Genomic DNA, 10,378 nt, shown 5'->3' with positions numbered 1-10,378 from the left:
ATGAGCATCAACGATCGGAGATCACCATGAATGTACACCTCAAAGTCCAGCCTCATCACCTCGAACGCGGCGCCTACCTGTACATCCGCCAGTCTTCAATGCGGCAAGTCGTTGAGAACGTCGAGAGCGCCAGGCGGCAATATGCGCTTCGGGGACGCGCTGTCGCCCTCGGCTGGCGCGACGAGCAGGTTATCGTCATCGACAACGATCAAGGAGAGTCCGGTGCATCGGCGGCGTGGCGCGAAGGGTTTCAGCGGCTGGTCAGCGATGTCGGCATGGGGCATGCCGGGATCGTCATGGGCCTGGAAGTCTCCCGTCTGGCGCGCAACAATGCCGACTGGCAACGTCTGTTGGAGATCTGCGCCCTTGCCGACACCCTGATCCTCGACGAGGACGGCGTCTATGATCCGGCAAGTTTCAACGACCGGCTCCTGCTCGGCCTGAAGGGAACAATGAGTGAGGCCGAGCTGCATGTGATCAAAGCCCGGCTACGCGGCGGCATTCTCAATAAGGTGCGGCGCGGCGAGTTTCGTTGCCTCCTGCCGACCGGGCTGGTCTATGACCATTTCGGCAATGTGACTCTTGATCCAGACACGCAAGTCAGAGAAACGATCATTCATTTCTTTGAGATGTTCTCTCGCCTCGGGTCCGCCTCCCAGACCGTCAAGGTCTTTCGCAATGAGGGACTATTGTTTCCATCGCGCCTACACAACGGCGGCACGCTGTTTCGGCCGCTGACCGCATCGACGGCGATGCGTGTCCTGAACAATCCGCGCTACGCTGGCGCCTATACCTATGGCCGACGACAGTTTCGACGCACCATCGACGGCAAAAAGACTCTGCGTGCGCGCGACATTGATGACTGGCCGGCCTGCATTCCCGATGCTCATCCCGGCTATATCAGCTGGGAGCGACATCAGGAGAATCTGAAGATCCTCAAGGCGAATGGCTGTGGATTTGAAGCGGCACGAGCTTCAATCCCAAGGGAGGGACCGGCACTGCTGCAAGGCCGAGCCGTGTGTGGGCAGTGCGGCAGCCATCTTAGGGTTCGCTATGCGGCGCGGCGTGGCCGGCAGGAAGCCTGGTACATTTGCAATCGTGCCCGTATTTATCGTGGGGAGCCTATGTGTCAGTCGATCGCCGGGCCTCCCGTCGATGAAGCCATCGGTATGCTGATTGCCGAGCAGATGACGCCGGCGGCCGTCGAGCTCGCTCTCGAAGTCCGCAAGGAGATCCAAGCCCGCCATGAAGAAGCAGACCGGCTGCGCTGTCGCGCCATCGAACGCGCCCAAACGGAAGCCGAGCTCGCTCAGCGCCGCTTCATGCTTGTCGATCCTAGTAACCGCCTCGTCGCCGACACGCTCGAAGGTGAATGGAACGAGAAGCTTCGCACGCTGGCCAGTGCCCGCGAAGAACGCGAACGTGGTCGAGAGCACGATCAATTCATCCTTGATAAAGCTGTCCACGAACGGTTAGTCGCGATGACGGCCGACTTCAACCAGCTCTGGAAGGATCCGGATACCCCATGCCGCGAACGCAAGCGATTGCTGGCCCACATCATTGAGGATGTTACTCTCCTAAAGTTGCCAGCGGAAGGAACCACCAAGCTTCACGTTCGCTTCAAGGGCGGCAAAATCCAGACGCTTACCACCATGAACCCAAAATCCTCTCCTCAGCAGATCAAGACAAAGCTCAGTATCATTGAGCTGGTCGATAGGCTTCTCGACGATTACATTTATCCCGAGATCGCCGAGATTCTAAACGAGCAGGGACATCGCCCAGGTGGAACCGCACGTCGCGGCTGCCAGGACGCCCGCTTTACACCCCTCAAAGTCGCCTATCTCATCCACGAATATAAGCTGCGATCACGATATGATCGACTGCGACAGCGGGGAATGCTGACAAGGCAGGAAGCGGCAGCGCATCTCAATATCAGCGAGCAAACAGTCGCCAGATGGGCCAAATTTGGCCTCATCACCAGACATGCCTATAACGGGCACTATAGCCTGTACGAAATCGCCGATGGAGACCTGCCGCAAAAGCAATGCAGCCGATGGAATCCACTCGAAGATCGCGCTGCTGCGTATCAACAAACGCAAACAGAGCCAAGAACATCAACTGGCGAGGAAAGAGGTGTAGTATGAACGCCGATCGTTGTAATACAGGCAGAAGCCTTGGCCATCAAAATACAGCAGCTTCAATCGATCGCCGCGTTTGCCCCGAAAGGCAAATACAGCGCCGCCCGTTGGCTTCTGGCGCAGGACATCCTGTGCAAGGGCTGCCAGGCCTTCTATTCCTTTGCGCATGTCCGTGATCCCACACGCAAGATAGACCCGAACGCCGGTCCCAGGCCCGATCATGCTGCTTCCACCGCCCGAATAAGCTGCGTCAGGATGGCCGTATCGACCGTACTGTCGAAGCGAAGCGTGCGACCGCAGCTCAATCGTAATTCGATCATCCCGGAGCTGCTCTCCCTGTGCTCCTGAACATCAGGTCTGTACGGAATTCATATCGATAGGAATGAACAATGCATCCGCAGACGCCGACAGCAGCCCCTTCTTTTTGAGTTCGCCACGCCAGGTGTAGATCTCTTGACGCGTTACATCGTGACGATGAGCAACCTCTGTGATTGTGGCTCCCGCAACCCCAACCGACATGACAATCGCGAGCTTCTCATCGTCGCGCCATCGACGCCGGCGTTCCTGCTCAAGAATCTCAACGCGCATCGCAATCCCCGACTAAGACACGTCGCTAACGACGTCGTTAAACACATGTCTTAGTCGACCAAGCCGTTAAGCGGCAGGCGGTGCCAATCGGACGGTTACTTTATAACATGCATTTCAAGGTCTTAATCACAGGTTGTATTCCAGGGGTCGCTATCGTTTATTCAGCGTAGTTTTCTTATTGTCTCTCTCGGTGTTTCGCCGTGTACTTGAAGATACAACTCAGTAAAGCGAGCTGCATTTGAAAAACCCCAACGCTTTGCCACAGCAGCAACCGTCACCTCGCTGTCTCTAGTCGCGATTAGATCTTGTCGTGCATGCTGTATGCGTAGCTGCCGCAGGTAGCTTAATGGCGTGGTATCCTTGAACTGTTGGAAGGCAAGCTGCAATCCTCTCGAGCTTACCCCGGCTGCGCCCGCAATATCATTGATAGTGATCGGCAAGTGAACATGTCCGACCATATATTCAATCGCAATTTTAACATGCCGTGGAACTGCGGGTGAATGACGCTCTTTGAGTAGATCCACACGATGAAGATTTTCGAACAGCTTTAGCGTGATGGCGCGAAGCAGCAACTCGTTTGACTTTTGGCGGATACCCTCCTCGGGATTAGCTTGCAGATTGCGCCAGATTAGCTTGCACATCTCTTCAAGTTGTTTGCCGTCGCCCTCAGTATTTATCACATCAAATATGTCAATATTTCTGTCACCTGGGCGGCCTGTCACCGCTTCCAGATGCTCGGCGACCATCTTCTTATCAAACGCAATTCCGATGTGAGAACGCTGAGGGTGTAGAAGGATCGAGTCGATTGATGCGAGATCGCAAGCAAAGATAGTTCCGGGAGCTGAGATCAGGGTTGAGTTTTGCCGCTTGAATTCCATTGTCCCCGACAAGGGAATATACAATGCGTAGAGATCGGGAGGTTCGGTGAAGGATACTCTCATTCCCGAGGAACACCCGCCTGCCCAAATATCAAATGCTGCCAGTTTGATATGAAGATCATGCACTGAGATTGTTCTATTGCTATCGATTGGATCGATACGTACAGGTTTCAAGGTTTCCGCATAGTGCTGTCTGAGTTCATCCACGTCTGAATTCGTAAGTCCTAATCGCGAGATGTTCGTTTTTTGCATCCGATTCCTCGTTTATGAAACGCGGGCACAACATTCACTGATTGATTTCTCTCAGATGGAGATGTCGAGACCAATGCATGCGAGCGGCAGTGAGTGATTCTGCAGCTCTCGTCCCAGCAACAAGCCTGTGGAAGGCACGATCCTGATCAGCAAATTCGCACGATTTTGACATTGAGAAGTTTTGCCAGCTTTTCGATCTTGCTTGCGATATGGCCGACGCCAACCGCACAATGATGCGCCGGTCCCTGGGCATTCCAATTCTCCGTGAACGCGCGCGCGCCAATGGAAAATTGGTACCGGCTATTCGTGTTCCCAATTTCCAAAATAGACCCTTTTACTGAGTGACCCTCCGCGCATAGCAGTTTAAGCGTGCCCGCGCTTTCCACGACTGAAAGCAGTGTTACCGGTCCATGTTTGACCGACATTTCGACGCTGACACCCGAGCCGACCTTGCCATGGAAAACCTGCAGAGGGCGGATCTTCGTCCGGCCTTCGGCAATCTTCGGGTGACCAGGGCCATCATGTCCCATGAGAACGACGTCAGCCTTGAAGTCCATCGCATAGTATTCGGTGAACGATCCGCCGGCGCCGAAACTGTCCATGATCTTCATTGCCTGCGCGTTCTTGATCTCGTATTCACCAGCAACCGGAATGCCGTCTGCCGTCAGCATCGAGCAACCGACAATAACGGACGTAATGACGTCCTCGTATTCATGACCCGGAACGGATTCGTAGTAATACGCCAGAGAACCGATCTGCTTGACTTCCACGAGTTTGCGGAGCGCAACAGCCGTTCTCGCCGCCCGAGTGAGTTCCTTTTCGTCGCAATCGGCCTGCACATCGAAATCGGATCTGATCTTATCGAGACAAGCCATGATTTCGCCGTCGGTGATTTCGCGCCTCAGGCGCGCCAAATCGTCGATTTCCAGGACCTCGATATGCGTGCCGAACACCGCGCTTTGCGTGGTGATATCGGAGTAGATATCGAGCATGCCGTTATAATAATGCCCCATCACGCCGAGCCTATTATGCGCCATGACATGCGCGACACGTGCAGCCTCGATCCATTCCTCAATCGCATTGTCGACGATCGGGTCGTCCTCGAGAATTCCCGTGACCTGGTGAAAGTCGATGCCTGCACGAGTGAAGACGTTGGCGATCTCCGGCACCGGGCACGCCGCGCAATGGGCAAGCCACTCGCCCGTCATAGCCGTCCTGTCGCCGAGCGCGTTGAAGGATGCATAGTCGATCGCAGCCACCGGCTGTAAATTTAGAATGATGACCGGAACTTTGGCGCGGCGGACAACAGGCAGCACCGTCGAAGACAGCGCGTAGGTCGTTATGTAAAGGAAGATGATATCGACGTCGGCCCCCCGGAAGTCATGACCAGCGTCCAGAGCCTTTTCCGGCGTATCGATTAGACCGAGATTCACTATGTCCACGCCAGGGCGCTCGAGCTTCGAGGCAACGACGTCGATATACCCGCGTAACCGCGCCTCGAGCCCTTCGAATTGCGGCCAATAGGCTTCCAGGCCGATGCCAAACAGGCCAGCCTTCAAGGGACGCTCAGACATTCTGGTTCTCCGGAAAAATGGGGTTTCAGCCTTGCAGGCGGACGCGGAGTTGATCGAGACCAACCGCCAACAACAAGACGACGCCGCGCGTCACATCCTGCCAGAAGCTCGACACATTCATGAGCGTAAGGCCGTTGTTCAGCGTTCCGAGAATCAACACGGCGATCAGCGTGCCCCATACGCTGCCGCGCCCGCCGAACAGGCTCGTGCCTCCCAGGATGATAGCCGCAATGATGGTCAGCAGATGCTGACTGGCGGCATTCGGCGCTGCGGCACCGAGCATGGCTGACAGAATGATGCCAGCAGCTGCTCCAGAAATGCCGGAGACCACGTACAGGATCAACTGCGTCCGCTCGACAGGTACGCCAAGAAGGCTGCTTGCCTCCGGGTTGCCCCCGGTCGCATAGACGAAACGACCGAACGGCGTCTTTGAAAGCACCAGCCAAAGAACGACGAAGACGACCAGCATCAGGATGACGGGGAACGGTATCGAAAGAACACGACCGGACCCCAGCCAGTTGAATGCCGGAACGAATAGCGGCTTGCTCAGGCCCCCCGTCATGACCATGGATATCCCGGAGAAGATGCTCATCGTTCCCAATGTCACGATCAACGGGTTGAGGCGCAGCTTGGTGACGATCAGGCCGTTCAGGACGCCGACCCCTGCGCCGACGAATAAAGCCGCCAGACACCCGATCCAGATGTTCATACCGTTCGCATGGATCAATGCGACGATGACACCTGCGAGACCCGCGACGGCTGCGACCGAGAGATCCAGTCCGCCACCGATAATGAGCGGCGTGCCCGCTGCGGCCATCAACCCGATGAAGGCCATGTTGGTACCGATGTTTGCAAGATTGCTGACTGTAAGGAAATAGGGCGACAGCAGCGCGAAAGCGGCGAGAATGACGACGTAAAATACCAGGAGCACGACGATGCCCGCGGCCGGCCGTGCCAGAACGTCCGCCAAAGAGGGACGCCCGGGCTTCTCCGCTGGCCCATGTTCCACGATCGAACCAGACTTGCTCATGCTTTCTCCAATTCATTCGAGGCGCTCGAAACGGACCTCGTTTCTGCCGCCTGCATCAGATCCGCCGCCGATGCCTGTGGTCCGAGGACTGCGACGACTTTTCCGTCTTCAAAAACGAGGGTCCGGTCTGCGAGGCCGGCAACCTCTTCGGCGTCCGACGATACGAGAAGTATCCCCATGCCGCCGACCGCAAGGCGGTGGATTTCGTCGTAAATCTCCCGCCTTGCGCCGAGATCGACGCCGCGTGTCGGCTCCTCGAGGATTAGAAGCTTTGGGCTGCCGAGCAGCCAGCGAGCAAGACACAGCTTCTGCTGGTTTCCGCCCGACAACAGGCGTATCTCCTGCTCCGGTCCCGTGGTCTTGACGCGAAGGGTTTTGATCCAGTGCTGCGAAATCGCACGCTCTCGCGCGGTGTCGACCACTCCAAAACGTGTGAAGGATCCAAGGTATGGGAGAGTCGTGTTCGTCCGGACCGTGAGATTGCCGATCAGACCTTGCCGCTTGCGTTCCGCCGCGACAAAACCGATGCTGTTTTCGATGCTTTGTTTCGGACCGGAGAGTTTGATCTCCTTGTCAGCCATCCGCAGGGATCGCGCCCTTGCAGATGGTTCCGCGCCGTAGACGGCTCTCCCCACTTTCTCGATACCGGAGCCGATCAGGCCGAATGCGCCCAGGATTTCGCCGCGTCGCACCGAAAACGAAACGTCCTCAAGCCAACCGGGCAGCGAGAGCCCGTCGACCGTAACGACGGTCTCTTCCGGAAGAGCGACGGATTTCGGAGGAAACAGGTCACCGAGGTCACCACCAAGCATCGCCCTGAGTACTTCCTCATGGCTGGTGTCGGCGGTCCGGAATTGCCCGCGCACTTCGCCGTCTCGCAGCACCACGATCCGATCCGACAGCCGGAAGACTTCGTCGAGATAATGCGAGATATAGATGACCGTCACGCCGTCTGCGCTCAGTGCATCGATCACACCGAAAAGCGTTTCGGCATCAGCCTCTCCCATTGAAGCCGTCGGCTCGTCCATGATCAGAATTCTGGCTTTCCCGGCCAACGCTCTGGCGATCTCGACGATACGCTGCTCCGGCAGAGAGAGGTATCCCATCCTGCGATCCGGTACGATGTGGGCGAGACCCAATCTCGAAAGCAGTGCCAGGGCCTGGCTTCGCATGGCGTTCCTATCGACGAAACCAATCCCGGCCACCTTCCGTAAGGGCATCGACCCTAGAGCGATGTTTTCCGCAACCGACAGGTCCGGATGTACCGAAAGTTCCTGCGGCATCAAGCGAATGCCGGCGGCGATGGCAGCACGAGCAGACGTGATGTCGACGGGTATGCCATCGATTTCGATGAGGCCCGCATCACAGGAATAGACACCGGACAGGATTTTCATCAAAGTGGACTTGCCGGCGCCATTGGCTCCGAGCAAGGCCACGACTTCTCCGGCGTCTGCCGAGCAACTGACGTTTTTCAGCACCTGCACGCCGGAAAATGCCTTTGTGACATCGGTGATCCGGAGCCGCGGTACGCGGGTCCCTATGACTGGTTGCGTTTGCATACCTCTCTCCTCCGCTCTCATCCTATTGTTGCGGGAGGATCGCCTCGTAACCCTTCAGCCAGTCTTCCTTCTTCAGACCCGCGAGGTAACTTGCAAACTCTGCCTCAGGGAAGACATAGCCGTCGGCTTCCCCTGCACATTCGAATTCCTTGTAGAATTTGCAGATGTTGGCCTTCGTAACCATCTGATGCGTAACGAATATAGCTTCCGGTACGGGTTTTCCCGCAAGCGCTGAAAGCGCGATCGGGATCAGATAGTTGCCATAGCTGCCGGGAAAGGACCCTGTCGCCGCGATCAGCTTCGGATCGGTGGCGAGCGCCTCGGCTTCATCAGCACCATTGCCGACCGCAATGGCCTGGTCGACGCGACCCGCTGCACGCACGGCTTGCAACATGCCCATTGTCGCCTGGTCATTGATACCGATGATCATGATAGGCGCTTCAGGTGGAATGCGGCCAAGGACATTGTTCATCTGCGTGTAGGATTCCTGCAAGGTATTTTTCGTATCGATCTCGATGATATGATCGGCTGGAAAAGCCTTGCTCAGTGCGAGGAACCCGGCGCGCTGTCCTTCGGTACGCATCCGCGGAATGACGCCCGATTGCGGCAAAGCGCCTATGACCAGGTAGCCCTTCTTCACGCTATCAGCACCAAACTGCTTGGCCGCCGCCGTCGCCAGATAAGATCCGCCCATGAAGCCAGATCTTGGATTGTTCACACCGAAGAAACTTGCGCCCGGCATCGGGATGTCGATGGCAGTGACCTTTGTGCCGTCCTGCTTGAACACATCCATGACGGCCTGGCCGAAATTGGCGTCAGTCTGGAATTCGATGACGTAATCGACCTTGCGCTCGGCAAACGACTTGGCGTTGGCAAGCGCTGTCGGTCCGTCGAGACGATTATCGGCGATGACCAGTTCCACGCCGGCCGCATCCGCATTCTGCTGTATGCCTTTTTCGACAAGGACGCCAAAGGCGATGTCTCGCTGAAGATTGGCAAAGCCGATACTGTATTTGCTGCCGTTCTTTGGCGGCGTGACCTTGGATGCATCCTGAACCATGGCCTCCAGGGTCTCGGCAGAAAGCATGTTTCCGTCGAATTTCAACGGGTCGAAACCGTGGAAATCGTCGGCGTAGGCAGCAGATGCCAAAAGGCAGGATACTGCTGCGAGCAGTCTGATTGGGGTTCTCATGTTTCTCTCCTCCCGTCCGCTACCCTCCCCGGCAGCGGCTAAATAACAGTTTTGCGCATGGCACCATCACAGCGAGTTGCCCAGCAATCGAAACGCTAGCATTGCCAAACCGTATTGACACGCCGGAAAAAACCGCAAAAGTGATTTTTGCATACAAAAATTGATCTTATCTCTGAGGTCTTGAAATGGCGGATAATTATTTTGTCTACATGCCTGAAAACCGAATATCCGATGCTTGGGGATGCACTGCAGTTTCGACCGGATATTCGGTTATAGCGCCACACTCCAGCTATCCTCCGAGCCGCCATCCAGACGACCATCATTTCAGCTGGTCGCGTGGCCGTATCCTTCACGCGTACCAAATCGTGTTCATCAGCAGCGGGATCGGAAAGCTCGAATTCGGGAAATCGCGGCGGAAGATGAATGTGACGGAAGGGTCGGTATTCCTCCTTTTTCCCGGAGAATGGCATCGCTTTGCCCCCGATCGGCCGAGTGGCTGGACGGAGCACTGGATAGAGTGCCGTGGAAACGCTTTCGACTTTGCGCTACACACGGGTTTGCTGAATAAAGAGCGGCCAATGAGCCCCGCAGGAGACGAAATCGCGGCAGTGTTCGCCGCGATCCATACTCTCGCCCGCGAAGATGCCGTTTTGCACCAATTGGTAATATCGACCCTCGGCTTGCAGCTGCTTGCATTACTCAGCCGGTCATCAAGCCTTGCGGCCGAGGCGAACTCGCGTTTGGTGGATAGGGCTCGTGCAATTCTCATGGAGCGCTGCGGGGATGGCCAGTCGGTCGAAGATTTGGCGGCGGAGCTGGGTATCAGCTATCCGTATTTCCGGCGGATTTTTCGCGAGAAAACGGGAATGTCTGCCAAACAGTACCAGATCACCGTCCGGATCCAGCGGGCTCACGACTTTCTCTCCAATACCGACAAATCGATAAAGGAGATTGCCGGGCTACTAGGCTTTAACTCAGCCTTCCATTTCTCCAATCAGTTCAAACAGTCAACAGATCTTTCCCCAAGCCAATTCAGGCATGCGGTGGGGAACTCTCAAGCTTGACGAAAGCGATTTGATGGAGAATGAAAATCGGACAATTTTCTCCGAAAGGACTGCGAAAGCAGGGCGCCGTAAAATCAACCTTCCGGCGATCGAGCTGTGCGAT

General features: G+C 56.2%; 9 protein-coding genes. 2 read left to right on the top strand and 7 right to left on the bottom strand.

Translation table 11 applies throughout. The features are described from left to right. Positions 1 to 2,144, top strand: a 2,144-nt coding sequence (locus tag EQW76_RS22795) for a recombinase family protein (protein WP_244617006.1), incomplete at its 5' end; no start/stop codon positions are given. Here the strand turns inward: EQW76_RS22795 and tnpB are convergent. The 7 genes from tnpB to EQW76_RS22760 all read right to left on the bottom strand — a co-directional run bounded on the left by tnpB (position 2,115) and on the right by EQW76_RS22760 (position 9,211). Further along, on the bottom strand, positions 2,115 to 2,360 hold the full coding sequence (tnpB, locus tag EQW76_RS22790) for an IS66 family insertion sequence element accessory protein TnpB (protein ID WP_142832535.1): 246 nt from the start codon (positions 2,358 to 2,360) through the stop codon (positions 2,115 to 2,117). The genes EQW76_RS22795 and tnpB overlap by 30 nt on opposite strands. Before the next feature lie 129 nt (positions 2,361 to 2,489). Next, positions 2,490 to 2,726 carry a transposase gene (locus tag EQW76_RS22785; RefSeq protein WP_142832536.1) on the bottom strand — a complete coding sequence of 79 codons (237 nt, stop codon included), beginning with the start codon at positions 2,724 to 2,726 and terminating at the stop codon, positions 2,490 to 2,492. Positions 2,727 to 2,887: 161 nt separating this feature from the next. Then, a complete protein-coding gene (locus tag EQW76_RS22780; RefSeq protein WP_142832537.1) occupies positions 2,888 to 3,856 on the bottom strand; it encodes an AraC family transcriptional regulator in 969 nt (322 codons plus the stop codon). A gap of 146 nt (positions 3,857 to 4,002) precedes the next feature. Continuing rightward, positions 4,003 to 5,430: an arabinose isomerase gene (locus EQW76_RS22775; protein ID WP_142832542.1), complete on the bottom strand. Its 1,428-nt coding sequence runs from the start codon at positions 5,428 to 5,430 to the stop codon at positions 4,003 to 4,005. Between the two features lie 25 nt (positions 5,431 to 5,455). Next, positions 5,456 to 6,460: an ABC transporter permease gene (locus EQW76_RS22770; protein WP_142832538.1), complete on the bottom strand. Its 1,005-nt coding sequence runs from the start codon at positions 6,458 to 6,460 to the stop codon at positions 5,456 to 5,458. Further along, positions 6,457 to 8,019 carry a sugar ABC transporter ATP-binding protein gene (locus EQW76_RS22765; RefSeq protein WP_142832539.1) on the bottom strand — a complete coding sequence of 521 codons (1,563 nt, stop codon included), beginning with the start codon at positions 8,017 to 8,019 and terminating at the stop codon, positions 6,457 to 6,459. Before EQW76_RS22765 ends, EQW76_RS22770 begins: the two co-directional genes overlap by 4 nt. Before the next feature lie 22 nt (positions 8,020 to 8,041). Beyond that, entirely contained in the window at positions 8,042 to 9,211 is a 1,170-nt protein-coding gene (locus tag EQW76_RS22760; protein ID WP_142832540.1) for a sugar ABC transporter substrate-binding protein, read from the bottom strand. 185 nt (positions 9,212 to 9,396) lie between these two features. Here EQW76_RS22760 and EQW76_RS22755 point away from each other — a divergent pair, with 185 nt between their 5' ends. Then, a complete protein-coding gene (locus EQW76_RS22755; protein WP_142832541.1) occupies positions 9,397 to 10,275 on the top strand; it encodes an AraC family transcriptional regulator in 879 nt (292 codons plus the stop codon). The last annotated feature ends 103 nt before the right edge of the window (positions 10,276 to 10,378 follow it).

Source organism: Rhizobium sp. rho-13.1 (assembly GCF_007000305.1).
Taxonomy (GTDB): domain Bacteria; phylum Pseudomonadota; class Alphaproteobacteria; order Rhizobiales; family Rhizobiaceae; genus Rhizobium; species Rhizobium rhododendri.
This window is presented reverse-complemented; position numbering and strand designations above follow the sequence as displayed.

Excerpts from the sequence above, each read along its gene's own strand:
- EQW76_RS22775 (WP_142832542.1), bottom strand. The coding sequence starts at position 5,430 with ATGTCTGAGCGTCCCTTGAAGGCTGGCCTGTTTGGCATCGGCCTGGAA.
- EQW76_RS22755 (WP_142832541.1), top strand. The coding sequence starts at position 9,397 with ATGGCGGATAATTATTTTGTCTACATGCCTGAAAACCGAATATCCGAT.
- EQW76_RS22785 (WP_142832536.1), bottom strand. The coding sequence starts at position 2,726 with ATGCGCGTTGAGATTCTTGAGCAGGAACGCCGGCGTCGATGGCGCGAC.
- tnpB (WP_142832535.1), bottom strand. The coding sequence starts at position 2,360 with ATGATCGGGCCTGGGACCGGCGTTCGGGTCTATCTTGCGTGTGGGATC.
- EQW76_RS22760 (WP_142832540.1), bottom strand. The coding sequence starts at position 9,211 with ATGAGAACCCCAATCAGACTGCTCGCAGCAGTATCCTGCCTTTTGGCA.
- EQW76_RS22770 (WP_142832538.1), bottom strand. The coding sequence starts at position 6,460 with ATGAGCAAGTCTGGTTCGATCGTGGAACATGGGCCAGCGGAGAAGCCC.
- EQW76_RS22765 (WP_142832539.1), bottom strand. The coding sequence starts at position 8,019 with ATGCAAACGCAACCAGTCATAGGGACCCGCGTACCGCGGCTCCGGATC.
- EQW76_RS22780 (WP_142832537.1), bottom strand. The coding sequence starts at position 3,856 with ATGCAAAAAACGAACATCTCGCGATTAGGACTTACGAATTCAGACGTG.